Below are 25,065 nucleotides of genomic sequence, written 5' to 3'. Positions count from 1 at the left end.
GCAAGCGGAGACTCCCATGGTTGAGAACGCTCATTCGACAATTCGACCGCTCGACCCCCGCGACCGGTGGTCCGAGCTGTCTCGGGCGGAACGCAGTGCCGCCTATGACAACAACGCGGCGGTCAAGAACAGCCCCGCCCTGATCGCCGAGCGCAACGAAGCCTCAAGCCGGCTGCGGGGCACGCTCAGGTCCCATCTCGACCTGCCCTATGGCGAGCGGGCCAACAACAAGATCGACCTCTATCCGGCCGCGAAGCCTGATGCGCCCTGCCTGGTGTTCCTGCATGGCGGCTACTGGCAACGCAATTCGCGCGAGCTGTTCGCCATGCTGGTCGCAGGCGTCGCCGCGCATGGCTGGTCGGTTGCGATCCCCGGCTATTCGCTGGCGCCCGAGGTGTCCCTCAGCGACATCGTCGCCGAGATCCCGCGCGCGCTCGACTGGCTCGCGGCGCACGGCGCGTCCCATGGAATTGCCGGGCCGGTCGTGCTGTCGGGCTGGTCCGCTGGCGCCCATCTCGTCGCAATGGCGCTGGATCATCCGCGTGTCCATGCGGGGCTCGCGCTCTCGGGCGTCTACGATCTCGCGCCGATCCGCGATACGGGGCTGAACGAGGCGCTGAAGCTGACGGACGCGGAGATCGCCACGCTGTCGCCACTGCGCCTACCCGTCATCCAGAAACGCCTCGACATCGCCTATGGCAGCAGCGAACTGCCGGCGCTCGTTTGCGATTCCATCAATCTCTTCGACAAGCGCGTGGCGGCGGGAGCGCCGGGCAAGCTCATTTCGGTCGAAGGCGCCGACCATTTCACCATTCTCGAGGCTCTGCGCCGGCCGGACGGAGTCCTGGTGGAGGCCGCGCGGCGGCTGCTGGACTAAAAGTGCGAAAAACAACCCCATGCACAGTAGCGATGTCGTTGTTTGCAAAGGCGAATTGTTTGAGGGCCGATCGACACCGCCGCCGCCGCTTTGACTCGTCGGGCAAAACAGGGGCATGATGTCATCATCGCCCCGGCTGCCGCTCCTGCATCTCAATCCAGATTCGCTTGCCCGTGATCCGCACCGGATAAAGCCGCAGCGGCCGGCTCGGCCATCCCGCGGTGATTGCGCCATCGCGCAAATCGAACGACGCCGCATGGCGGGGACAATTGAGGCGCCCGGCCGTCACCTGCCCCAAGGCCAGATCCGCCTGCTCGTGCGGGCATGCACGTTCGCAGGCGACGACGTCGCCCTCGTTCCAGATCACGAGCAGGTCGCGCCCGGCGACGCGGACGATCGTCTCCGCCTTCAACCGGTCGAGATCGCAGACGGCAATCCATCCGGCGTCATCACCCACCGAGATAGGCCTTGCGCACATGCTCGTTCGCGATCAGCTCGCTGCCGGCGCCCGATAGCACGATGCGGCCGTTCTCGAGCAGATAGGCGTGGTCGCACATCTCGAGCGCAGCGAAGGCGTTCTGCTCGACCAGCAGCACCGTGGTGCCGGCATCGCGAATGCCGCGGATGATCGCAAAGGTGCGCTCGACGATATTGGGGGCGAGCCCGAGCGACGGCTCGTCGAACATGATCAGGCGCGGCCGCGACATCAGCGCGCGGCCGATCGCAAGCATCTGCTGCTCGCCGCCCGACAGCGTGCCCGCCGCCTGCCGGCGCCGCTCGGCGAGCCGCGGGAATTCCGAGTAGATACGGTCGCGGTCGGCCGCGATCTCGCCCGAACGACGCCGGAGGTAAGCGCCCATATCGAGATTTTCCTCGACGCTCATATGCGGAAACACGCGCCGCCCTTCCGGGCAATGCGCGATGCCGCTCGCCAGCACGCGCGGCGGCTTCGCGCCGGTGATGTCGATGCCCTCAAACTTCATCTGGCCCGAGCGCGGCGCCACCAGGCCGGAGATCGCGCGCAGCGTCGTGCTCTTGCCGGCGCCGTTGGCTCCGATCAGGGCGACCAGCTGGCCGGCCTTCACGTCGAGCGAGATGCCGCGCAGCGCGGTGACGCCACCGTAGCCGCAGACCATGTCGCGTATCTCAAGCACGTCCTGCTCCATGTCCAAGATAGGCTTCGATGACAACAGGATTGTTGCGGATCACATCGGGCGTCCCTTCGGCGATGATGCGGCCATAGTTGAGCACCACGATACGGTCCGAGACGGTCATCACCATCGGCATGTCGTGCTCGACCAGCAAAATCGTGATGCCGCGGTTGCGGATGCTGCGGATCAGCTCGACGAAACGGTGCGTCTCCGAAGCGTTCATACCGGAGACGGGCTCGTCGAGCAGCAGCATCGACGGCTCCGCCGCCAGCGCCAGCGCGACACCGACCAAGCGCTGCTCGCCGTAGGAGAGCGAGCCCGCCGCATCGTGGGCGCGGCGTTCGAGCCCGACCCATTCGAGCAGCTCGCTCGCGCGCTGCCGCAGCTTGCGCTCCGAGGCGCGCGCGCCTGGCAGGCCGAGGATGGCGTCGAGCAGCCGGACCCGGCCCTGCCGGTGCAGGCCGATCAGGAGGTTTTCATAGACGGTGTCGTTCGGGAATACGCTGGTGCGCTGGAAGGTGCGGATCAGACCGAGATCGGCGATCTCGTGCGGCTTCAATCCGGCGAGCGCAGTGTTGCGATAGGTGACGCGGCCGGCGCTCGGCGTCAGGAAACCGGTCATGACGTTGAAGGCGGTGGTCTTGCCGGCGCCGTTCGGCCCGATCAGGCTGACGATCTCGCCCTCGCCGACCTCAAAGCTCATGTCGGAGATCGCGACGAGGCCGCCGAAGCGGACGGCGACCTGATCGATGGTCATGGCGATGCTGCGCGCCGTCATCACGCCGGCTCCTTGGCACCGGTTTCACTGAGCGCGACCGGCGCCAGCGCCGTCGTCCCGCTCCGTCGCCGGGTCAACCGCTGCGCCAGCGACGGCACGATGCCGCGCGGCAACACGAACAGGATGGCGATCAGCACGCCGCCATAGGCGATCCACTGCGCTTCCGGCGCCATCACAGGCCGCAGCGCGACCGGCAATAGGCCGAAGATCAGGCCGCCGACGACGGGACCCGCCAGCGAGCCCTTGCCGCCGCTGATGACCATGATCACCATGGTGACGGTGTTGATGAAGGCGAAGACTTCAGGGTCGATGATCCGGATGTAGTGCGCATAGAGGCTCCCGGCCGCGCCGGCGATCGCGGCGGAGATCACCGCAGCAATCGTCAGCGTCCTGGTCACGTCGATGCCAACGGAGACGGCGAGCGTTTCGTTCTCCATCAGGCCACGCATGGAGCGGCCGAAATGGGAATGAACGAGGCGTGCGATCAGGAGATAGGCGATGAGCGCAACGACCAGGACGAGATAATAGTTGTGGAATTTCGTGCGCAGCGTCAGCTCGCCAAAGCCGGGCAAGGGCAACGCGACGGACGGAATATTGGTCAGCGCCAATGGACCCTGCGTCAGCTCGACCCAGTTCAGCGCGACCAGCCGGACCACCTCGGCAAAGGAGATCGTCACAATGACGAAATAGGCGCCGCGGACGCGGAACGACAACAGACCGACGAAATAGCCGCACAATCCTGCAATCAAAATTGCCAGCACGAAGCCTACGATCGGCGGCCATGGTGTGTGGACAAGACGAAAACCCCCTAGCAGGCCGATGTCGAAGCCGAGCGATATCAGTGCGCTGACATAGGCGCCGATGCCGAAGAAGGCGATATGGCCGAGGCTGAGCTGGCCGGTGAAGCCGAGCAGCAGATTGAGACTCATCGCGCCGATGACGAAGATGCCGGTCGTGATCAGCGCGTTGAGCAGATAGGGATCGCGCAGCCAGAGCGGCACCGAGGCAAGCGCCGCGACGGCGAGAATGGTGACGATCGCCTTCATCCGACGCGCTCCGCGCGGGCGAACAGGCCGGTCGGCCGGAAGATCAGCACCGCGATGATGATGAGAAAGCCCATGGCATCGCGGTAGCCTGACGAGACGTAGCCGGCGCCGAGCTCCTCGGCCAGCGCAAGGATGAAGCCGCCGATCACCGCGCCCGTGATGTTGCCGAGGCCGCCGAGGATGACGATGGCGAAAGCCTTGACCGCGGCGAGATCGCCCATCTGCGGAAAGATCACGTAGACCGGCCCGAGCAGCGCGCCGGCGGCGGCGGCGAGGCTAGAGCCGATCGCGAAGGTCGAGGTGTAGATCATGTCGACGTTCACGCCCATCAGCGACGCCGTGTCATGGTCCTGGAACGTCGCCCGCATCGCGCGGCCGAGGCTGGTCTTGTTGATGAGCAGATACGTCACAAGGATCAACATGGCCGCAGCGGCGAGCACGAACAGGCGCAGCCAGGAGACGGAGACCGGCCCCAGCACCAGCGGCGCCTCCGGGAATGGCGTCGCCACGGATTTCGCGACGCCGCCCCAGATCCACAGCGTGCCCGACTGCATCGCGATCCAGGCGCCGATCATCACCAGCATGGTGGTGTCGATGTCGGAGCCGCGCAGCGGACGCAGCAAGGTCAATTCGATGGCCGCACCCAGCAGCCATCCGGCCAGCACGGCCACGGGTAGCGCGAGAAAGAAGTTCAGCCCGAACTGCTGCACCACGATGAACATGATGTAGGCGCCGAACGTGTAGAGCACGCCATGCGTGAAGTTCACGACGTTCATGATGCCGAAGATCAAGGTCAGCCCGATACCCAGCAGCGCATAGGTGCCGCCGAGCACGAGCATGTTGATCAAATGCTGGAGGAATTCGCTCAAGGCCGTTCCTGGATATTCTGGATGCCGGCGAGGGCCGCGATGTGCCGCCCTCCCCTGCGAACAAGCGCGTCAGAGCGTCTTCATCTCGATCTTGCCGTCGGCTATCTCGATGAGATAGACGTTCGGCTGGCTCTGACCGCTTTCCTTGCCCTCAGGGCCCGACTTGCGGAACACGATGTCGCCGTTCAGCCCCTTGATGTTGATGTTCCAGAGCGCCGCCTTGATCGCGGCAGGCTCGGCCTTGCCGGCCTTCTCGATGGCGGCGGCGACGGTGCGGATGCCGTCATAGCCGCGAAAACTCTCGGTGCAGCCGGCGAAGTCGAAGCCGCGCTTCTTCCATTCCGCGATGAAATAGTTGGTGGCTTCCGGGTTCGGCGTCTTGTCCGGGAACCAGGGCAGGAAGGTCGTCAGATGCATGGTGCCGTTGGCGGCCGCTCCCGCCTGGGCGATGATCTGGTCCGGGTTCTGCGAGCCGCCGGTGGTGATGATGCGCTTCTTCAGGCCGAGCGCAGCGGCCTGCTTGAAGATCAGCGTGAGCTGGTCGACGGCGGTGGTGACGATGACGGTCTCGGAGTCCGAGCTCTTGATCTTGGACAGCTGCGCGCTCATGTCCTGCGCGCCCTGGTCCATGGTCTCGACCAGGCCGATGCCGATGCCCTTCTCCTTCATCATCTTGCTGAAATCCTCGGCGGTGCCGCGGCCCCAGTCGTTGTTGATGACAAGGAAGTCGACCTTTTTCAGCGCGAGCTTGTCGACGATGTTCTTGAACGCGGCCGCCTCGATCGCGGAGGGCGGCGAGATGCGGAAGATGAAGGGATTGCCCGTCGTCGTGATCTTGCCGGAGGACGAGGTCTCCACCACCATCGGCGTCTCGTATTCCATCAGCTTCGGCATCACCGCGAGCGTCAGGCTCGAGCCCCAGGCGCCCATCAGGACCGGCACCTTGTCGCTTGTGATGAGCTTCTCGGCGACGGCGGCGGCCTCCGTCGGGTTGCTCTTGTTGTCCTCGATGACGAGCTCGATCTTCTTGCCGAGGATGCCGCCCTTGGCGTTGATCTCGTCGGCGGCGATCTTGGCACCGTTGACGACGTAAGTGCCTGAGGCCGCGAACGCGCCGGTGAGCGGCTCGTTGACGCCGATCTTGATGGTCTGCGCCCCCGCGGCGCCGCCGAACAAGGCCGTCGCCAATGCGATTGCCGGAACGAGTCCGAGTGTTCGTGTCATGTTTGTCTCTCCAAATCCCACGCTGTTGATGTCAGGGCAGTCCAGGCTTCGTCACTCCGCGGCGCCGGTTCGCCGATCATTCCGCGCCACCTCTTCCGAAGGTGCGGCGAAATATTTGCGCGAGCCGGGCTCGCAAGACGTCCGATGCAATCGACCAGAAGCTGAGCTCCGCCGGACCTGCCTGCCCCGACGAGGCGCCGGACATGTGGCGGTCGAGATTGGCGGCGAACTCCGCAACGAGACGTTTTGCAAGGTCTCGCACGAGGCCGGGACGACCGACCTGAGCCAGCATTCCCGTGAGCGTGTAGCCGATCGACAGTTCGACCGCGGTCGCCGCGCCGCCTTCCAGTGGCAGCAGGCGGTAACGGATCTCGCCCTGCGTCGCCGAATGGCTGCGCTGGTCGGTGCCGATGCCGACGATGCGCCCCGAGAGTGTCGCGGGATCCCGCTCGACGCGCGCGGCACCCTCGAAGCTTGCTCCGACCGGACCGAGCCTGACGCGGACCGATCCTTCGACGCGCTCCGGCTTTGGTGTCGACGACAGCGATACGCCAGGGAGGCAGGCGGCAATGCCTGCAATATCCTCGAACATCGCGAACACCTTTGCCGGCGGATACGGCAACGTGAAGCGCTGATCGAGCACGGTTGCCGGCGTGAAGTCGGGGATGCTGCTTGGGGTGGCACTTTCCAGTGCCGGAGCTGGCGCGTGCCGCGCAGGCCGCAACTCGTTCCGGGCGGTTGCCGCTCGCCCCGAGCCGGCAGGACCAAGGACGGTCTGACCCCCATCCGCCATCGGCGCGACGTTGCGCGCGCGCCTTGCCTCGATCACGGACTGCACCGCGCGCACAATGCCGACATAGCCGGTGCAGCGGCAGAGATTGCCGCTGAGGCCAATGCGAATCTGGCGCTCGTCGGCGTCGGGCAGACGCAGCACCAGGTCGCGCGCCGAGACCAGCATGCCGGGCGTGCAATAGCCGCATTGCAGGGCATGCTCGCGGGTGAAGGCAGCGCGCAGCTCGGTCGTGATCTCGTCCTCATCGAGGCCTTCGATCGTGGTGACATCGGCGCCCTCGCAGGCCGCCGCATAGGTGATGCAGGAGCGCGCCGGCACGCCGTCGAGCAGCACGGTGCAGGCGCCGCAGACGCCGTGCTCGCAGCCGAGATGGGTGCCGGTGAGATCGAGCCTGTCGCGGACGAAATCGGCAAGACTGGTGCGCGGCTCGGCGTGCAGCTCCACCGCGCGGCGATTGACCTGAAGCGCGATCGTGGTCATGCCGCGGCCTCCAGAACGGCGCGCTTCAGCACGCTGACATGGATGTGGCGCTGCGCGGCATCGTCGATGCCGGCGCTTGCGAGCAGGGCATCGGCGACACGAACATCGAAACGCTGCTTGTAGTCGGCGGCGATCCGCCCGCCGAACAGCTCGGCATTCGTGACGACGATCGGCGCCGTGTCGATTGCACCGATGACGATACGCGCCGCGGCGGCGGCGGGATCGACCAGCACCGCACCGATCGCATGGGCGAATTCGCCGGTCTTGCGGCAGCTCTTGGCATAACCCCAATGCGCCGTCGCCGATCGCGCCGGCACGTGGACCGCCTCGACGATCTCGCCGGCATGCAGCGCAGGTTCCAGCGCACCGACCACAAACGCTTCGACCGCCATCGATCGCGCACCGGCAAGACTGCGCAATGTCACGCGCGCACCCAGGGCCGTCAGCGCCGAGATCCAGTCTGCGGCGGGATCGGCATGGCTGAGCGAGCCGCCGATTGTGCCGCGATTGCGCACCGCACGATAGGCGATGTTGGCAGCGACAGCCCGCATGGCACCCCGGGTCACGTCGGCGGTGCGGCCGTCCTCGATGTCGGCATGGGTGATAAGAGCGCCGAGCACGAGCTCGTTGCCGGAGACTTCTGCGCGCTTGAGCTCGGCAAGGCCCGAAATGTCGACGATCAGCTCCGGCTGCACCAGCCGCAGATTGAGCATCGGGCCGAGCGATTGTCCGCCGGCAATGATCTTCGCCGATCCGCCGCTTGCGGCCAGCATCGAGAGAGCCGCATCGAGGTCGCGCGGGCGCTCGTAAGCGAAGGGCGCCGGTTTCATGCCGCACTCCTCTCAGCCGCGCGCGCGGCCAGCACCGCCGCGACGATCCGATGCGGCGTGATCGGCGACTGCATCAGCTCGACGCCGAGCGGGCGCAGCGCGTCGTTGACGGCATTGGCGATCGCGGCGGGCGGTGCGATGGCCCCGCCCTCGCCGATGCCTTTCACCCCGAATTGCGTATAGGGCGACGGCGTCTCCATGTGATCGAGGCGCGCGGCCGGGACCTCGGTCGGGCCGGGCAGCAGGTAGTCGGCGAGCGTCGTCGCCAGCGGCTGGCCGGAGGCGTCGAACGGCATTTCCTCGTAGAGCGCGGTGCCGATGCCTTGCGCGAGGCCGCCATAGATCTGGCCGTCGACGACGAGCGGATTGACCAGCACGCCGCCGTCCTCGACGATCACATAGTCGAGGATCTCGACCTCGCCGATATCAGGATCGACCGCGACCACGGCTGCATGCGCGGCATAGCTGAAGGTGCCGCTGTCGCGCACGGGCTTGTAGCCTTGGGTGACCTCGAGCCCGCCGGGATCGACGTCTGGCGGCAAATCCTGCGGGCGGCGGTACCAGGTGTGGGCGATCGCCTTCAGGCTGACGCTGCCGTTGACGCCGCGCACCTCGCCATTCTGCAACACCACCGAGGCCGGATCGTGCTGCAAGAGTTTCGCGCCGATGCGGCGCGCACGTTCGCCGAGTTCGCGGCAGGCCGTCGCGACCGCACCACCCGCCATCACCATCGAGCGCGAGCCCCAGGTGCCGGTCGAATAGGGCGTCATCGCGGTGTCGCCGAGGACGATGCGGATGTTTGCGACATCCACGCCGAGGATTTCGTGCGCGACCTGGGCGAGCGTCGTCTCCATGCCCTGCCCGTGCGAGTGCACGCCGACGCGCAGTTCAAGGCCACCGTCCGGCGTCAGGCGCGCCGAGGCCTGCTCATGGCCCGGCACCATCGGGATGCCCCAGCCGGAATAGACCGAGGTGCCGTGCGCGGCCTGCTCGCAATAGATGGAGATGCCGACGCCGATGCGGCGGCCGTCGGCCTCGCCCTGCTTTTGCCTGGCGCGGATGGCGTCGATGTCGATGGCCGCGAGCGCGCGGCGCATCGCTTCCGGATAATCGCCGCTGTCGAAATGCTTCTTGGTGATGTTGTCGAACGGCATCTGTTCAGGGCGCACCAGATTGCGCAGCCGCACCTCGCCGGGCTCTAGGCCGGCTTCCGCCGCCACGAGGTCGAGCATCAATTCCAGCGCAAAGCAGACGCCGGTGCGCGCGACGCCGCGATAGGGCAGGATCGGGCATTTGTTGGTGGCGACCGAGAAGGTGCGGCAGCGATAGGCCGGCATCTTGTAGGGACCGGGCAGGATGCTGGCGACCTGCGCGGCTTCGAGACACGCGGAGAACGGATAGGACGAGTAGGCGCCGGAATCCACCGTCGCTTCGCAATCGATGCCGCGCAGCGTGCCGTCACGGTCAGCATAGACCGTGATTTTGTAATGATGTTCGCGGCAATTGGAGCTGGCGACGAGATGCTCGCGGCGGTCTTCGAGCCAGCGGACGGGATGGCCGCAGCGCATCGTCAGCCAGGACAGGCAGACCTCTTCGGGCAGCAAAATTCCCTTGTGACCGAAACCACCGCCGACGTCGGGCGAGATGACGCGGATCTGGCCCTCCTCCATGTCGAGGCATTCGGCGAGGCCGCTGCGCGTGATGTGCGGCATCTGGGCCGCCGAATGCAGCGTGAGCTGGTCGAGCCTCTTGTCGAAGTTCGCGACCACGCCGCGGCCTTCCAGCGGCGACATGCATTGCCGCGCCGTCGAGATCTCGCGCGTCACCTTGATCGGCGCATCGAGCGCGGCGGAGATGTCGACCTCGTAATTGGTCTCCAGGAAGACGTTGTCGCCCCAATGCTCGTGCACCAGCGCCGAGCCGGGCTCGCGCGCCTTCAGCATGTCATGGATCGCCGGCAGCTCCTCCAGATCGAGCGTCACGGAGGCCGCGATGTCCTCGGCCTCGGCGCGGGTCGGCGCGAGGCACATCGCGACGAGCTCACCGACCTGGCGCACCTTGCCGGTGGCGAGCACCGGCTGCTCCGAGATCTTGAAGCCCGGCAGGCCCGACACCGCACGGATCGGCTTGATGCCGACGAGATCGGTCGCCGTGAACACGCTGCCGCGATGGCGTTCGGGCACATGGATGCCGCGGATGCGCGCATGCGCCAGCGGGCTGCGCACGAAGGCGACGTCCTGAAGGCCGGCGAGTCTGACGTCGCCGACATATTGGCCGCGGCCGCGCATCAGGCGGTCGTCTTCCTTGCGCGGGAGCCGCGCGCCAACGCCCTGCCCCGTCTTTCCGTCCGGAAATTCTCGCTCGCTGCGCAACTTCGCGTTCTCCTTCACCGCCCGGCCTTATGCCGCGACGGCCTGCGGCAGGATCGGCGCGACCGCGTCGAAGCGGGTGCCGGCGCGCAGGCAGAAGGCTGGCTGCAGCAGGCGCTCGGCAATCACCTCGTTGTTCTCGTTGTCCTTCAGGACGAAGCGGCCGTTTCTCTCCGTGAGCACGGAGACGTCGGCGTCCATGCCGCTCTTGAGCGCACCGATCTCGTGGCTGCGACCAAGCATTTTTGCGGGATTGGAGGTGACCATCGGCACCACCTGCTCCAGCGACAGGCCCAGCGCCATCATCGAGCTCATCGCCTGGACCAGGCTGAACTTGGCTTGTCCCGCGAAGGGATGGTTCTCATCGTCCTCGTGCTGGTCGGGCGTTCCGGCCGGCGCGGGCACATGGGTGTTGTAGCCGTGGATGTCGGCGCCGAGCGTGGTCGGAATGATTCCGGCGGCGATCGCCTTCTTCGCGAGCCGATAGGAGAAATGGCTGCCGTGGCCGACATCGACCTTGAGGCCGCGGTCGAGCGCGGCCTGGATCACCGGATGCACCTCGCCCTCGCGATTGACGAAGCCGCCGGGATGGCGCGTGAAGGGATGAGCGAGGATGTCGCCCTCGCGCAAGAGCGGGATCACGCGGGTGAGGATGGTGTCGGCGTCCTCGCCGTTGGCGCCGCTCTCGGGCAGGCCCCAGAGCTGGCCGAAATGCACATAGACCGGCAGGTCGGCGCGCTTGCCGATCTCGGCCGCCATCTCGATCACGCGAATGCCCCAGCGCGCGAAGCCGCCGATCTCGGCATGGGCCTTGATGCCGCGCACGAGATCGAGGTTGGCGGTTGCCGCCTTGACGGTCGCATCGATGTCGACGCCGTCGGGGCTGTAGAGCTGCGGATAGAAATGGCCCTCGAGGCCGCCGACGAGATAGGCGGAGATAAACGCATAGACGCGCGAGGCCGAGGCTTCCGCGATGAAATGGCGGAAACCCGGCAGCGTCATGCAGGACGGACCGCCCTGATCGACCAGCGTCGTCACGCCGGACTGCACGCCCACCATGTCGGGGTTCATGCCGAAACGGCCGGAGACATATTGATAGACATGGGCGTGGGTGTCGATCAGCCCGGGCAGCACCAGCTTGCCGCTGACATCGACGACCTCCTTCGCGCTGGTCGGCAGAATGTCGGATGCGACCGCCGCGATCTTGCCATTGCGGATGGCGACGTCCTTGAGGCCATCGATGCCGGAGGCCGGACAGATCACGCGGCCACCCCGGAGCAGAAGATCGAAGCTGGCAGTGACGGACATGGCGCTCTCCTCTTCTTGCGAGGGGCGACGGCTTCGTCCCTCGAATTACGAAGCATGCTTCGCATTTTGACAAAAGCAAGCATCGTGCCATGATCCCGATGTGGCAGGCGCACTCGAATCGAGCTAAGCGCGGCAGGGTTTCGGCTTGGGAGTGTGTGCATTGCGGCAAGCGAAGACACGTCGCGGCGGGACGCGGCACCGGCCCTGGCCCTTGTCGGAACGGCCCGGCTATCTGATCCGCCGGCTGCACCAGATTCACGTCGCGCTGTTTCAGGAAGCCTGCGGCGAATTCGAGGTCACGCCGCTGCAATACAGCCTGCTCTCGGCGCTGGCGGTGCGAGAAACCGCCGATCAGACCACTTTGGCGGCCGATATCGCGCTCGATCGCACCACGACGACGGGCGCCTTGAAGCGCCTCGCTGCGCGCAACCTGGTCGAGCGCGCGGTGAACAAGGACGATCGGCGCGCGCGATTGTGCCGCCTGACGCCGGCCGGCGCCGCGCTGCTGGTTAAAATCGAGGGCGCGGCACGGCGGGCGCATCGCGCAACGCTCGGTGATTTGAGCCAGCGGGAACAGGCGCTCTTCATCGAGATGATGCAGCGCATCGTGGCCGGCCATCCCAGTCGCGACAGCGCCGCTGCCCTATTCGACTAGAGGCGAGTGCTGCGCTTTTGAGTTGGGCTGCTTAATTTATCATCGTACCGCTGCCCGGCCGTGCATCGAGCGCCACTATCCGGCGGGTCCGGTGTGCCGCGGCAGGCCGGCGCGTCGGCATGCCCCGCGCTCGAAAACGCAGTCCCATCCGAGGCGAGCCCCACTGCGTCCGACATCGAAACGCGCCCGGCCCGGCCGCTCCGCGACCCATGGCACGATTTATGCTGCGATGATGCGAAGCGTGCTTCGTATTGGGGGATGTCATGACGGATTCCGAACTTCGCGCTGATATTCACAGCATCGAGCCAATTCCCGACGCGGACCGGGACTCCAGCGGGCCGCAGCAGATGTGGATCTGGGCCGGCGCCAACATCGCGCCGGTGAACTGGGCGCTCGGCGCGCTCGGCATCATCCTCAAGCTCGGCCTGATGGAGACAATCGCGGTCATCGTGCTCGGCAACATCGTGGGCTGCGCGATCTTCGCGACCTTCACGGTGATGGGACACAAGACCGGCGTCAACCAGATGGTGCTGAGCCGGTCCGCCTTCGGCGTCCGCGGCGCCTACCTGCCGAGCATCCTGATGTTCCTGATGACGCTGGGCTGGATCGGCGTGAACACCTATTTCCCGGTCAAGGTCTCGATGGGCATCCTCGGCCAGTTCGGCGTGCCCGACACCTGGCTGGTCGAGATGATCGTCATCACGCTGGTGATGGCGGTGCAGGTGATGATCGGCGTCTACGGCTTCTACGCGATCCGCACCTTCGAGAAGTACACGGTGCCGCCGACCATCGCCATCATGGTGCTGATGAGCGTGCTGGCCTGGACGCGGCCCGGCGTCGTCAACTGGAACCTGACCACCTCGCTGCCACCAGGCGCGCATCTGGCGATGCTGACGATGCTGATGACCGCAATCGGCGTCGGCTGGGGGATTTCCTGGGTCACCTGGGCCTCCGACTATTCGCGCTTCGTGCCGCGCTCCACGCCGTCGAAAGCCGTGTTCTGGTACAGCTATGTCGGCATGTTCGTGCCGACGGTCTGGCTCGGCATTCTCGGCGCGACCATTGCCTCGACGACGCTGGACACGGATCCCGCCAAGATGGTCAGCGCGGTGTTCGGCGGTCCCGTCAGCATCCTTGTCCTCCTGATGGTGCTGCACGGCCCGATCGCTACCAACATCCTCAACGTCTATTCGGCGGCGCTGGCCGCCTTAAGCGCGGGGCTGAAACTCTCGCGCTTCTGGCTCACCGTCATCGTCGGCGTCGCCGGCTATCTGGTCACCCTCTACTTCATCTTCGCGCCGTCCTTCGCGAAGGCGTTCGACCATTGGATGATCAGCCTGCTGTTGTGGATGAGCCCGTGGGCCGGCGTGGTGCTCGCCGACTTCTACATCAAGCGCAAAGGCAAGATCGAGGTGGCCGAGCTCTATCGCTCGCCGGAGAGCAGCGCCTATGGCGACATCAACTGGGCCGGCATGATCGCGTTCTTCGCCGGTCTCGTTGCCGGCTGGCTGGTGCAGGACGGCCTCGTCAGCGCGCTGCAGGGGCCGATCTCGATCTATCTGCTCGGCGGTGCCGATCTGAGCTGGCTGTTCGGAATCGGCGTGGCGGGCCTCGTCTACCTTGGGCTCGGCAAGTTCGCGACCTCGCCCACACCGGCCGTCGCGAGCCGTGCCGGCAGTTAGCCTGAGAGCGCTGAACCTCGTCTGTCGTCAGCGCTTGCGGCCAAGCCTCACGATCATGTCGCCGGGCGCAAGTGCTCCGGCGACATGACGGCGCAATCGCCACAGGCTCTCGCCGTCGACCAGCGAGGGCATCGGCAGTTCGTGGTCGGCGAAATTGGCGACGATCTGCAGAACGTCGCCCTGCTCGGTCTGCCAGCGCACATCCACGCCGCCCATGCTGGGATCCGCGCCGAGCAATTGTCGCTGCGCCGAAACGAACCCGCGTTTGATCAACGGCACGATCTTCTCTTGCCGCATCTTCAATAGCTGCGTCGTCAGCGCCCGGAACCTGGTGCCGGAAGGCGATTGCTCGATGCTGGTCCAGTCCAGCTTGGAGGCGCGGAAGGTTCTTTCGTCGCAGGGGTCCGGGATTCCGGCGCGCGTTTCGGGCGTCGCGAACGCCTTGAAGTGTGAAAACTCCTTGCGGCGGCCTTCCCGTGTCAGTTCGGCGGCTTCGCCCGACCAGTCGGCGAAGAACAGGAAGGGCGTTTCGGCTGCCGCTTCCTCGCCCATGAACAGCATTGGAATATGCGGGCTGAGCAGAACCAGTGCGAGGGCCAGCTCCAACTTGTCCGGACCTACCAACCGCGACAGCCGCTCCCCGAAGGCGCGGTTGCCGACCTGGTCGTGGTTCTGGGCGAAGAAGATGGTCGCTTCGGGCGGCAGATGAGCACTCGGCTCGCCGCGCGGCGCCTCGTGCAGGGGAAACACCTCGCCCTGATAGGCAAAGCCCTCGGTCAGGGATCGCGCCAAATGCTCGAGCGGCTTATCCGCAAACGCCCGGTAATAACCTTCGTCCTCGCCCGTGAGCAGGACGTGGAGCGCATTGTGGAAATCGTCGCCCCATTGCGCATCGTAGTACGTCGCTCGTCCCTGCGAACGCGCCAGCAGGTGCGCCTGATTGGCTTCGTTCTCCAGCATCAGATGGATGCGCCGGCCCGCCAGCTGGCTGCGCAGGGTCTCGGCGAGCTCGACCAGGAAATGACGTTTCGAGTCGTCCTTCAGTGCATGAACGGCATCGAAGCGCAGGCCGTCGAACCCATAATCGCGCAGCCACATCAGGGCATTCTCGATCAGAAACCCGCGCACGAACGCGCCGTCGGCTCCTTCGAGGTTGACGGCGGGCCCCCACCCGGTGGTGTGGCGCGGGTTGAAGAAGTTCTCCGCATAGAGATGCAGATAGTTCAGCTGCGGCCCGAAATGGTTATAGACGACGTCGAGATAGACCATGAGGTCAAGGGCATGCGCCGCGCGCAGCAGCCGCTTGAGATCCTCCGGCCGGCCATAGCGGGCATTCGGCGCGTTCAGGAGCACGCCGTCATAGCCCCAATTGTGCCGCCCGGGGACGTCGTTGAGCGGCATCAGCTCGATGGCGGTGATGCCGAGATCGCGAAGATAAGGCAGCTTCTTCTCGACGCCGGCATAGGTCCCCTCCTCGCTGAACGTGCCGACATGTAGCTCGTAGATCACGGCTTCCGCCCAGGGACGGCCCGGATAGAGCACCGGGTCCCTCAACGCGGCCATGTCGACCACCTCGCTCGGCGCGCCGACGTCGTCCGGCTGGAAGCACGAGGCGGGATCGGGCACGACGAGGTCTTGGTTGATCCTGAACTGATAGCGCGTGCCGGCGCGCGCAGTTTGGCTCAATAGCTGATACCAGCCGTCCGCATCGCGCGGCATCTTGCGTGGCGGCTGGCCGATTTCGAGCAGCTCGACCGATCGCGCCGTCGGCGCCCACAGGTTGAACGAGACCCCATGATCGACGATCTGAGGACCATGGCGCCGATTTTGCTCGGCCATTCCCAGCCTCTGATTCAAGCCCGTCCCCTTTCGCCGCATGCCCACTCGGCATGCAATTGCGCACGTCAGGGCGACAAAGCGAAGCGGTGTGCGTTCGTTCCTGCACGGCGCCGACGCCGGACATTTGCAGCGCAACGGGAACGGAATCAGCAGCGCGACGGTTACCATCCCAGACAGGAGCCGTGGCCATGCGCCGCCCGAAGCCGCAACTGATCCGCAACAAGCTCGACCTGACCGACCGCGCCCAGGTGCGCCTCGTCAAGAAACGGCTCGGACTTTCGGACGCTGAGCTGATCGCGATCGTCGGGCGGATCGGCAACTCCATTCCGGCCATCAGCAAGGAGGCGGCTCTGCAAAAAGCCAACGCGCCGTCCAAGCCGGCCGACGTGGAGCCCACCGCCGCGACTGCGCCGACATCCTGACGGGCAACTCGGGGGCAGAGATGGACCAGCCAGCACATTCAGACGAGGCCCTGACGCGGGCGGCTTCGAGCCTGCGTCGCACCCGGATCACTGAGGGCAGACCATTTCCGCTCGGCGCCACCTGGGATGGGCTCGGCGTCAATTTCGCTCTGTTCTCGGCGCACGCCACCAAGGTCGAGCTCTGTCTGTTCGACGATGACGGCGAAACCGAGCTCGAGCGCATCGAGCTGCCCGAATATACTGACGAGGTCTGGCACGGCTATCTGCCCTCCGCCCGCCCCGGGACGGTCTATGCCTACCGCGTCCACGGCCCCTACGAACCCGACGCCGGCCACCGCTTCAACCCCAACAAGCTCGTGCTCGATCCCTACGCCAGGCAGCTGGTTGGCCAGCTCCGCTGGGGACCGGAGCTGTTCGGCTACCAGTTGGATCACGCCGACAAGGATCTCTCGTTTGACGAGCGCGACAGCGCGCCCTTGATGCAGAAATGCCGCGTCATCGATCCCGCCTTTACCTGGGGCGTGGCGCGCAAGCCGGAAGTGCCGTGGGAGCGCACGATCGTCTACGAGATGCACGTCAAGGGCTTCACCCAGCTGCATCCGCTGGTGCCGGAAGCCGATCGCGGCACGTTCTCGGGGCTCGCACATTCGGAAATCCCGGCTTACTTGCGCTCGCTCGGCATCACCAGCGCCGAGCTATTGCCGATCCATGCCTTCGTCGACGACAGCTATCTGGTCGAGAAAGGCCTGCGCAACTACTGGGGCTACAATTCCATTGCCTTCTTCGCGCCGGAGCCGCGTTACCTGAAGGCGACATCGGCCAACGAATTCAAGGCCATGGTCAACCAGTTTCACGCCCATGGCATCGAGGTCATTCTCGACGTCGTCTACAATCACACCGCCGAAGGCAACGAGCTCGGCCCGACCCTGTCGTTCAAGGGCATCGACAATGCCAGCTATTACCGCCTGCTGCCGGACGAGAAGCGCTACTACATCAATGACACCGGCACCGGAAACACCGTCAATCTCTCGCATCAGCGTGTGCTGCAACTCGTCGCTGATTCCTTGCGCTACTGGGCGACAGAGATGCGGGTCGACGGCTTCCGTTTCGATCTCGCCACCATCCTGGCGCGCGAGCCCTATGGCTTCGATGAAGGCGGCGGCTTTCTCGACGCCTGCCGCCAAGATCCCGTGCTCTCCAGCGTCAAGCTGATCGCGGAACCCTGGGATATCGGGCCCGGTGGCTATCAGGTCGGTCAGTTTCCGCCGGGCTGGGCCGAGTGGAACGACAAGTTCAGGGACACGGTGCGCGCCTTCTGGAAGGGCGATCCGGGCACGCTGGCCGACGTCGCCAAGCGCGTCTCAGGCTCCGGCGACCTCTTCAACAAGCGCGGACGCCGGCCCTGGGCCAGCGTCAATTTCGTCACCGCGCATGACGGCTTCAACCTCAACGATCTCGTCTCCTACAACGACAAGCACAACGAGGCGAATGGCGAGGACAATCGCGACGGTCACGACAACAACCATTCCTGGAATTGCGGCGTCGAAGGGCCGACCAACGACGCCGAGATCACCGCCTTGCGCGAGCGCCAGAAGCGGAATCTGCTGGCAACGATGCTGCTGTCCCACGGCACGCCGATGCTGCTCGCGGGCGACGAGTTCGGGCACACCCAGAACGGCAATAACAATGCTTACGCCCAGGACAACGAGACCACCTGGCTCAATTGGATGGGCATCACCGCGAACGGCCGCAGCCTGCGCGAGTTCGTGCGCAAGCTGATCGCCACCCGCAAGGCGTTTCCGATCCTCTACCGCAGCCGCTTCCTGGTCGGCTCGCACAACGAGGAGCTCGACGTCAAGGACGTCACCTGGCTCTCGCCGTCCGGCGAGGAGATGACGACGGAGCAATGGCAGGACGGCAATGCGAAGTGCTTCGGCATGCTGCTCGACGGCCGCGCGCAGGAGACCGGGATCAAGCGCCGCGGCTCGGATGCGACCATGCTGCTGGTCTACAACGCGCACCACGACGTCGTGAATTTCACCCTGCCGGAGGTCACCGACGGACGCAGCTGGCTCGGCCTGATCGACACCAATCGGCCCGACGCGCCGATGGCCGAGTTCGAGTTCGGGCATGCTTACGCGGTGACCGCGCGCTCGCTCGTGGTGCTCGGCCTTGCCAACGACAGCATCGCGACGCGGCGCCTCCGCCAAGGCCTCGGCGCGCTGCTGGACATCGCCGACACGCCTCTGCCCGAGTAGGTGCGTGCCGGCCGTTCACGATCAGCGATCGACTTCGCCGAACACGATGTCCAGCGAGCCCAGGATCGCCGAGACGTCCGCCAGCAAATGCCCTTTGCAGAGGAAATCCATCGCTTGCAGATGGGCGAAGCCGGGCGACCTAATCTTGCACTTGTAGGCGGTGTTGGTCCCATCCGCGACGAGAAACACGCCGAATTCGCCCTTGGGCGCCTCGACGGCGACGTAGATTTCGCCGGGGGGAACATGGAAGCCCTCGGTGTAGAGCTTGAAGTGATGGATCAGCGCCTCCATCGACCGCTTCATCTCACCGCGCCGGGGCGGCGCGACCTTGTTGTCCTGCACGATCACCGGGCCGCCGCCGTCCGGCGACTTCAGCTTCTCGATGCACTGCTTCATGATGCGGACGGACTGCCTCATCTCCTCCATGCGAATGAGATAACGGTCGTAGCAGTCTCCGTTCTTGCCGATGGGGATGTCGAAATCCATCTCCGCATAGCAGTCGTAAGGCTGCGCCTTGCGCAAATCCCAGGCGGCGCCCGAGCCGCGCACCATCACGCCCGAAAATCCCCACGCCCAGGCCTGCTCCAGCGTCACCCTGCCGATATCCACGTTGCGCGCCCTGAAGATCCGGTTGAGCGTTAGCAAGCGGTCGAGATCATCCACGACTTTCAGAAACGGATCACACCAGGCCTCGATGTCGTCGATCAGCTTGGGCGGCAGATCCTGGTGCACGCCGCCCGGCCGGAAATAATTGGCATGCATCCGGCTGCCGGAGGCGCGCTCGTAGAACACCATGAGCTTCTCGCGCTCTTCGAAGCCCCACAGCGGCGGGGTCAAGGCGCCGACGTCCATGGCCTGGGTGGTGACGTTCAGAAGGTGCGAGAGGATGCGGCTGATCTCGTGATAGAGCACCCTGATAAGCTGGCCGCGGCGCGGCACCTCAATGCCGATCAGCCGTTCGATGGCGAGGCAGAAGGCATGTTCCTGGGTCAGCGGAGCGACGTAGTCGAGCCGGTCGAAATAGGGAATGGCCTGGAGATAGGTCTTGGCCTCGATCAGCTTTTCGGTGCCGCGGTGCAGAAGGCCGATATGGGGATCGACGCGCTCGACGACTTCGCCGTCCAGCTCGAGCACCAGCCGCAACACCCCGTGCGCGGCGGGATGTTGAGGACCGAAGTTGATGGTGAAGTTTCTGAGGCTCGGAGATTGTTCTGGCATCCCGCTTCCGGTCGGAGCTGTCGCAGCCGTCACCTTAGCCGCGATCTGCAGCGACCGGCTTCACACAGGTTAACGGCTCGCCGCAAAGGGCGGCCATGCGTGCCGTTTGAGCCTTTGGAACACGGCATCAAGAGCCGCGTTCAATTGTCGACATTGGAGCTTTGAGATGAATGTCGATTGCTCGCCGCCGCTCTCGCGATCAATCTTCGCTATTGCGGGAGATACCGGTGATCGGCGCGACCACCCGACCGGCAATTGGCGCCCGTCTTGACCGACCGTGCAGCTGAGCCTGGCGGCACAGCCGAGCGTCCTCTCACCGCCATCACGTTCTCCGGCGGGCTCGGCCTCGGCGCCTATCATGGCGGTGTGTTTGAAGCCCTCAGTTCGCTTCGGCTGCCGATCGACTGGGTGACCGGTTCGTCGGCCGGGGCCATCACGGCCGCGCTGATCGCGGGGAGCCCGTGCGACGATCGGCTGCGCAATTTACGCAGCTATTGGCATGCCCCAAGCAGTCCAGCCGACGTGCCGAACGCCGGCCGCCATACTTTTGCGTGGCTGAGCTCGATCAGTACGCGCGTGCTGGGTCATTCCGGTTTCTTCCACCCCCGCCTCCCCATTCCGGCGTCTCACTACGGCGGCATCTACGATCTCGGCCCGACCCGCCAACGCCTGCAGCGCTTGATTGATTTCGGACGTCTGAATGGCGGCGATCTGCGCATCACGATCTGCGCCACCGATGTCGAGAGCGGCGATGCCGTGTTGTTCGACTCCGCATCGGAGCGGATCGAAATGGACCATATCCTGGCCAGCTGCGGCTTTCTCCCCGAATTCGCTCCGGTGCAGATCGCCGGCCGCTGGCTTGGCGACGGCGGGTTCTCGCTGAACGCGCCGTTCGATCCGATCCTGGAGACTGCAGGCCCGCTCCGCCTCTATGTGATCGATCTGTTTCCGCGCGACGGCAAAGTCCCCGATGGGCTCGAGGCCGCCTCCGAGCGCAAGAGCGACCTGACCTTCGGCAACCAGACCTTCCAGCGCCTCGGCTACGCTCTGGAGGCCCGTCAGCTCCGCGCCGAGCTTCAGGACCTCCACTACAAGGACGAGGTCTATCTCCTGAGCTACCGGCCGGGCCGCGAGGAGGCCGGGCCGGAAAAGTCCTTTGATCTGTCGGAGACAGCCATGGCGCAGCGCTGGCGCGCCGGCTTTCTGGATATGCAATATGCCGCAAGCCTCACTCTAGCCCCGAACGAGATCTGCAGCGTGCGGCGGCCCTAGCGATGTCTCTCGGTGTCGGGACCGGAGCTAGGCGCTGTCCTGCCGTCAAGCCGCTCGCGAATGTCGCGCAGCAGCCGCCTGAGACCGTCATCGGCAGCCATACCCTCGGGCGGGGCGATGGTGGTGATGCCCCAGTTGGCGAGCACCGCCTCCTGCACCGGATTGCGCTGCGCGACGAATACGAAGGATCGCGGCCGGTCCTGGCTGTGCCCGGACTCGTCCCAGATCTGCCAGATCCGGTGCAGCAGCAGCCGGATGTTCGGATCGGACATGCTGTATCCGACGAAGAGCAGCGTGCTTCCCAGCGCATCCGCGCGAAAGCGGATATCGAGCGGGGAATTGAAGGCGAGCCGGTTGAGAAAATCGGTCTCGGTCAGAACCAGCGAAGCATCGTCATCGAAGTCGCCGTGGAATTTGATGATGTGGGTGACGCCGGCGCGAGCGCTCGCGATCTCCTTCGCGTTGCTGATCTTCGCAAAGGGCTTGTTCAGCACGTCGAACGCGGTTTCGAGGTTGCGATCGTAATTGGTGGTGTAGATGACCGGAAAATCCAGCTCGACGATCATCCGGTGCAGCTCTGAAGCGGCGATCTTCTCGGGGTCGACACGCCAATTGCGGTCGAGCCAGCTGCGCAGCGGGCCGATCCCGCCGCGCTTGATCCGATAATATTCCGCGAGCATCTGATAGCCGCCATGCATTCCATCGATGAGGTTGCGATCGAGGCCGAGATCGTCAAGGAGATGATCGATCAGGGACTGCCAGGACGGTAGGCCGACGGCCATCGAGACCCCGGCGCCCACAAACAGGACAGCGCGGCGTCGCTCGATCGCCGCTGCCAGGATGTCGTGAGGCGGCCGCTCCTCCGATATGAGCCCCGTGGTTTGTTGGTCCATCAACCTTGAATGATTGGGCGCGCGACGCGTTCCTAATCCCGACGACCCCTCACCGGCCGAGCGGCGAGGATGTCTCGCGCGCCGTCTGCGCCGCGAACCGGGCGATCAGGCGCCGGAGCTGCGCCTTGTGCACCAGGCGCGCCGCCGTCTTCGGCGAGACCCAGATCGCCTCCCGCTCGCCCTTCTCGGGCCACCAGCGCTCCCGCCCGTGCACCTTCATGGGGAAGACGGCAACGTTCATGGTCCGCTTGCGATCACCTTTTCGCTTGCGATGCTTGAAGCTGCCCAGTGCGCGCGTGGCCACGACACCGACCAGGCCCGCCTCCTCATAGGCTTCGAGCGCAGCCGTCAGGTGCGGCTCCTTGTTGCGCATCGGCGATCCCTTTGGGACGCTCCACCTGCGCTTGCGCCTGGTCGTGATCAGCATCACCCGCAGCTCGGACTTGTCCAGCCGAAACGGCAGAGCGGCAAATTGCTTCTTTCCCATCAGGCGCCTCCAACTCGCGTCTGATAAGCGAGCGCCGCAGCCATGGTTCCTGTTTTGCGCAGTGGCGTCTCGCTCGCGATCAGAACTTCCGCTCGACCATCTTGAGCCGCAGAGCCGAAATGGCTTCTCCGGGATTGAGGCCCTTTGGGCATGCTTTCGCGCAATTCAGAATGGTGTGGCAGCGATAGATCCTGAAGGGATCCTCGAGCATGTCGAGGCGTTCGCCGGTGGCTTCGTCCCGGCTGTCATTGATCCAGCGCGCCGCCTGGATCAGGGCTGCCGGCCCGAGAAAACGCTCGGAATTCCACCAATAGCTCGGGCATGAGGTCGAGCAGCACGCGCAGAGAATACACTCGTACAATCCGTCGAGTTTCGCCCGATCCTCGTGGCTTTGCCGCCATTCCTTCTGCGGCGTGGGGGACGTGGTCTGCAGCCATGGCTCGATGAGCGCGAGCTGCGCGTAGAAGTTGGTCAGATCCGGCACCAGGTCCTTCACCACCGGCTGATGCGGCAACGGAAGCACGCGGAGCGGCTCGCCTTCCGCAACATCCTCGTTCATCGATTTGGTGCAGGCCAGCGTGTTCTGCCCGGCGATGTTCATCGAGCAGGAGCCGCAAACGCCCTCCCGGCAGGACCGCCTGAAGGTCAGTGTCGGGTCGATGTTGTTCTTGATCCAGATCAGCCCGTCCAGCACCATCGGCCCGCAATCCGTCTGATCCACGAAATAGGTGTCGAGCCTGGGATTGCGGCCATCGTCGGGATTCCAGCGATAGACCTGAAATTCGCGCAAGCTCTTGCCGGCCGGCTTTGGCCAGACCCTCCCCTGCGCGATGCGGGAGTTCTTCGGAAGCCTGAACTCGACCATGATCAACTCCGCTGTCAGACCGGCGAAAAACAGCGCAATTGCAGGAGATCGTCGACCGAGGGGCCGAACAGCACTGGTCGAAACGCCGGCGCCGCCGCAAGCATGAGCAGCAGCAGGAAGATCACATAGACCAGCGCCGGCGGCGTGCGTCTAACGAGCCTGTAGGCTGCCTTTCGCATGTACTCTCTCCTGCGCGCCCGCGCGTGCCATCGCAACGCCCACGACGATCATCGCAGCTCCCCACAGCAGGAAGCCGATATCCCAGAAAATGCGCTGGCCGTCGGGCACGGTCTCGTTCACCTGATGCAATCTCAGGATCTGGTGATCGACCACCCCTTCGACGAGATTGAAGATGCCCCACCCGATCAGCATCGTCCCGAGACATTGCGCGCGCGACCACCGCAATTCGCCTCGGCGGGCCCGCTGCCACAGCAGATAGAGTCCGGCGAGCACGAGGACGTAGGCCGTGCTGTGGAAGATGCCGTCCCAGGTCGTGTTGAGGGTGATGTTCTCGATGGAATTGAGCGGATACCAGCCGCTTAACATATGATGCCATTGCAGCAGCTGATGAAAGACGATGCCATCGAAGAATGCGCCGAGGCCAAGTCCGAGAAGGACGCCTGCGGACGTCGGGAAGTTGTGTCGTCTGTCTTGCATGTGGTGAACTCGTGCGCGGCTCGGCACTTCTGATGCGGAATTAAGCCATGCCACACGCGCACGTTCCTATGGCGATCAGCATCTCACTGGGATCGAGCTTGCGATCAATCGTGCCAATTCATCGAGACTAACATGCGTTAAGACGAGCCAGACATTCGTCGGCACGCGTGCGCGATTGGTTATCGGCTTCATTCCCGATAGGAACGTTCGAAATCACGCTGCGTCTGTCGCTCACATGTTGGAGATGCACATGCCGAGAAGATCGTTCTTGCTTGCTTTGAGTGGCCTCGAATTGTCGACCCTGAGTCACCTCAGGGAAATCGCATAGTGCGTAGCGACGGAAGCCAGAGAGGCGATCATGGCATACGCCCTGTTCAAGGACGGAGAGAAGATGAGCCGCACGTTTCCGACCAAGGAGGAAGCGCTGGAGAAAGCCGATGAGGCGGGGTTGGTCGAGCATGCCGAGGGCGAGGCGGTGCTCGAGGACGAGTTGAAGATCAGGCCTTGCCCGGCCGACCCCGAGCCTTGCGATGATGCGGACCTGGACTGGACGCCGGTCAAGCCGGCGTCCTGATCAGGGGCAGCGCAATCGCATATGACTTGTTGCGGCGGTCTGCGCGCACGCCTCGTCCTTCGAGACGGCGCTGACGCGCCTCCTCAGGATGAGGCTAATCGGTGTCAGTGCCCGTTGAAACTGCTGCCGCGCACTCCGACCTCATCCCGAGGAGCCCGCCTCAAGCGGGCGTCTCGAAGGATGGCCGCAGGGAAAATCTCAACTGCGATAGCCCTGCTGATCAAGAGGTCAGCATCATGGGCTCAGCATCCCCTGCAGATGCCTTTGATCTTTCGATCCGCCTCGGAATCGCGGGAGGTCTCCGAACGAATCTGGTCGTCGCCCTGCAGCGAGGGTCCGGGCGTGACGGTCCCATCGATGCGTCCGATATTGGTGCCGCCTGCAGGATTGCCGGGTCGGCCGACGGTCGTCGATCCCCGTGGGCCGGAGCCGCCGCTCGATTGCGCTGTCCCGGCCGAGTTGGTCCCGGGCGCCGACGACGTGCTCCCGGCCGCCCCGCCACCGGCGCTCCCTCCCCC

General features: G+C 65.0%; 24 protein-coding genes and 1 pseudogene. 7 read left to right on the top strand and 18 right to left on the bottom strand.

Going from position 1 to position 25,065, the window contains the following annotated elements; genetic code table 11:
• Nucleotides 1-16: 16 nt before the first annotated feature.
• Nucleotides 17-877 (top strand): alpha/beta hydrolase, encoded by an 861-nt coding sequence (locus tag I6F33_RS36210; RefSeq protein WP_225145664.1) that lies wholly within the window; start codon nt 17-19, stop codon nt 875-877.
• A 124-nt stretch (nt 878-1,001) separates the two neighbouring features.
• On the opposite strand, the gene I6F33_RS36205 is transcribed toward I6F33_RS36210, so the two are convergent.
• The 10 genes from I6F33_RS36205 to I6F33_RS36160 form a co-directional block, all read right to left on the bottom strand.
• Nucleotides 1,002-1,355 carry a Rieske (2Fe-2S) protein gene (locus tag I6F33_RS36205; RefSeq protein WP_057029906.1) on the bottom strand — a complete coding sequence of 118 codons (354 nt, stop codon included), beginning with the start codon at nt 1,353-1,355 and terminating at the stop codon, nt 1,002-1,004.
• Nucleotides 1,327-2,031 (bottom strand): ABC transporter ATP-binding protein, encoded by a 705-nt coding sequence (locus I6F33_RS36200; protein WP_036005223.1) that lies wholly within the window; start codon nt 2,029-2,031, stop codon nt 1,327-1,329. Before I6F33_RS36200 ends, I6F33_RS36205 begins: the two co-directional genes overlap by 29 nt.
• Nucleotides 2,024-2,806, bottom strand: coding sequence for an ABC transporter ATP-binding protein (locus tag I6F33_RS36195; RefSeq protein WP_225145663.1), 783 nt, complete (start codon nt 2,804-2,806; stop codon nt 2,024-2,026). Before I6F33_RS36195 ends, I6F33_RS36200 begins: the two co-directional genes overlap by 8 nt.
• Entirely contained in the window at nt 2,806-3,852 is a 1,047-nt protein-coding gene (locus I6F33_RS36190) for a branched-chain amino acid ABC transporter permease (RefSeq protein WP_225145662.1), read from the bottom strand. Before I6F33_RS36190 ends, I6F33_RS36195 begins: the two co-directional genes overlap by 1 nt.
• Nucleotides 3,849-4,721 carry a branched-chain amino acid ABC transporter permease gene (locus I6F33_RS36185; RefSeq protein WP_036023707.1) on the bottom strand — a complete coding sequence of 291 codons (873 nt, stop codon included), beginning with the start codon at nt 4,719-4,721 and terminating at the stop codon, nt 3,849-3,851. The genes I6F33_RS36190 and I6F33_RS36185 overlap by 4 nt, the downstream gene beginning before the upstream one ends.
• A gap of 69 nt (nt 4,722-4,790) precedes the next feature.
• Nucleotides 4,791-5,945: an ABC transporter substrate-binding protein gene (locus tag I6F33_RS36180; protein WP_036004998.1), complete on the bottom strand. Its 1,155-nt coding sequence runs from the start codon at nt 5,943-5,945 to the stop codon at nt 4,791-4,793.
• Nucleotides 5,946-6,021: 76 nt separating this feature from the next.
• A complete protein-coding gene (locus I6F33_RS36175) occupies nt 6,022-7,218 on the bottom strand; it encodes a 2Fe-2S iron-sulfur cluster-binding protein (protein ID WP_225145661.1) in 1,197 nt (398 codons plus the stop codon).
• Complete coding sequence (locus I6F33_RS36170) at nt 7,215-8,048, bottom strand: xanthine dehydrogenase family protein subunit M (protein WP_225145660.1); 834 nt, start codon at nt 8,046-8,048, stop codon at nt 7,215-7,217. The genes I6F33_RS36175 and I6F33_RS36170 overlap by 4 nt, the downstream gene beginning before the upstream one ends.
• Nucleotides 8,045-10,438 (bottom strand): xanthine dehydrogenase family protein molybdopterin-binding subunit, encoded by a 2,394-nt coding sequence (locus tag I6F33_RS36165; protein WP_225145659.1) that lies wholly within the window; start codon nt 10,436-10,438, stop codon nt 8,045-8,047. Before I6F33_RS36165 ends, I6F33_RS36170 begins: the two co-directional genes overlap by 4 nt.
• A 9-nt stretch (nt 10,439-10,447) precedes the next feature.
• The gene (locus I6F33_RS36160) at nt 10,448-11,725 is read right to left on the bottom strand and encodes an amidohydrolase/deacetylase family metallohydrolase (RefSeq protein ID WP_225145658.1); all 1,278 of its coding nucleotides are present in this window, start codon (nt 11,723-11,725) and stop codon (nt 10,448-10,450) included.
• A gap of 160 nt (nt 11,726-11,885) precedes the next feature.
• Between I6F33_RS36160 and I6F33_RS36155 the strand changes: the two genes are divergently transcribed.
• Nucleotides 11,886-12,380 (top strand): MarR family winged helix-turn-helix transcriptional regulator, encoded by a 495-nt coding sequence (locus I6F33_RS36155; protein ID WP_225114753.1) that lies wholly within the window; start codon nt 11,886-11,888, stop codon nt 12,378-12,380.
• Between the two features lie 263 nt (nt 12,381-12,643).
• Entirely contained in the window at nt 12,644-14,062 is a 1,419-nt protein-coding gene (locus I6F33_RS36150) for a cytosine permease (protein ID WP_057030087.1), read from the top strand.
• 27 nt (nt 14,063-14,089) lie between these two features.
• On the opposite strand, the gene treZ is transcribed toward I6F33_RS36150, so the two are convergent.
• Nucleotides 14,090-15,901, bottom strand: a complete 1,812-nt coding sequence (gene treZ / locus I6F33_RS36145; RefSeq protein WP_225145657.1) for a malto-oligosyltrehalose trehalohydrolase — start codon at nt 15,899-15,901, stop codon at nt 14,090-14,092.
• A 188-nt stretch (nt 15,902-16,089) separates the two neighbouring features.
• On the opposite strand from treZ, the gene I6F33_RS36140 reads away from it, so the two are divergent.
• Nucleotides 16,090-16,323, top strand: a complete 234-nt coding sequence (locus I6F33_RS36140; protein WP_036005232.1) for a DUF3606 domain-containing protein — start codon at nt 16,090-16,092, stop codon at nt 16,321-16,323.
• 20 nt (nt 16,324-16,343) lie between these two features.
• Entirely contained in the window at nt 16,344-18,581 is a 2,238-nt protein-coding gene (gene glgX / locus I6F33_RS36135; RefSeq protein WP_225145656.1) for a glycogen debranching protein GlgX, read from the top strand.
• A 21-nt stretch (nt 18,582-18,602) separates the two neighbouring features.
• Here glgX and I6F33_RS36130 read toward each other — a convergent pair whose 3' ends face one another.
• On the bottom strand, nt 18,603-19,799 hold the full coding sequence (locus I6F33_RS36130) for an NADH-quinone oxidoreductase subunit D (protein WP_036005022.1): 1,197 nt from the start codon (nt 19,797-19,799) through the stop codon (nt 18,603-18,605).
• 267 nt (nt 19,800-20,066) lie between these two features.
• Here I6F33_RS36130 and I6F33_RS36125 point away from each other — a divergent pair, with 267 nt between their 5' ends.
• Nucleotides 20,067-21,071 (top strand): patatin-like phospholipase family protein, encoded by a 1,005-nt coding sequence (locus I6F33_RS36125; RefSeq protein WP_225145655.1) that lies wholly within the window; start codon nt 20,067-20,069, stop codon nt 21,069-21,071.
• On the opposite strand, the gene I6F33_RS36120 is transcribed toward I6F33_RS36125, so the two are convergent.
• The 5 genes from I6F33_RS36120 to I6F33_RS36100 form a co-directional block, all read right to left on the bottom strand.
• The gene (locus tag I6F33_RS36120; RefSeq protein WP_225145654.1) at nt 21,068-21,964 is read right to left on the bottom strand and encodes an SIR2 family protein; all 897 of its coding nucleotides are present in this window, start codon (nt 21,962-21,964) and stop codon (nt 21,068-21,070) included. The two genes, I6F33_RS36125 and I6F33_RS36120, sit on opposite strands and share 4 nt — an antisense overlap.
• Nucleotides 21,965-22,013: 49 nt before the next feature.
• Nucleotides 22,014-22,451 (bottom strand): NUDIX hydrolase, encoded by a 438-nt coding sequence (locus I6F33_RS36115; RefSeq protein ID WP_109144235.1) that lies wholly within the window; start codon nt 22,449-22,451, stop codon nt 22,014-22,016.
• Between the two features lie 79 nt (nt 22,452-22,530).
• Entirely contained in the window at nt 22,531-23,316 is a 786-nt protein-coding gene (locus I6F33_RS36110; RefSeq protein ID WP_225145653.1) for a succinate dehydrogenase iron-sulfur subunit, read from the bottom strand.
• A 14-nt stretch (nt 23,317-23,330) separates the two neighbouring features.
• Nucleotides 23,331-23,495, bottom strand: coding sequence for a hypothetical protein (locus I6F33_RS36105; RefSeq protein WP_225145652.1), 165 nt, complete (start codon nt 23,493-23,495; stop codon nt 23,331-23,333).
• A complete protein-coding gene (locus tag I6F33_RS36100) occupies nt 23,467-23,973 on the bottom strand; it encodes a DUF2243 domain-containing protein (protein ID WP_225145675.1) in 507 nt (168 codons plus the stop codon). Before I6F33_RS36100 ends, I6F33_RS36105 begins: the two co-directional genes overlap by 29 nt.
• Before the next feature lie 358 nt (nt 23,974-24,331).
• On the opposite strand from I6F33_RS36100, the gene I6F33_RS36095 reads away from it, so the two are divergent.
• Nucleotides 24,332-24,547, top strand: a complete 216-nt coding sequence (locus I6F33_RS36095; RefSeq protein ID WP_036005032.1) for a hypothetical protein — start codon at nt 24,332-24,334, stop codon at nt 24,545-24,547.
• 242 nt (nt 24,548-24,789) lie between these two features.
• Here the strand turns inward: I6F33_RS36095 and I6F33_RS36090 are convergent.
• Nucleotides 24,790-25,065 (bottom strand): annotated as a pseudogene (locus I6F33_RS36090) (hypothetical protein); the annotation flags it as partial.

It is taken from the genome of Bradyrhizobium sp. BRP20, assembly GCF_020194215.1.
Lineage (GTDB): Bacteria > Pseudomonadota > Alphaproteobacteria > Rhizobiales > Xanthobacteraceae > Bradyrhizobium > Bradyrhizobium yuanmingense.
This window is presented reverse-complemented; position numbering and strand designations above follow the sequence as displayed.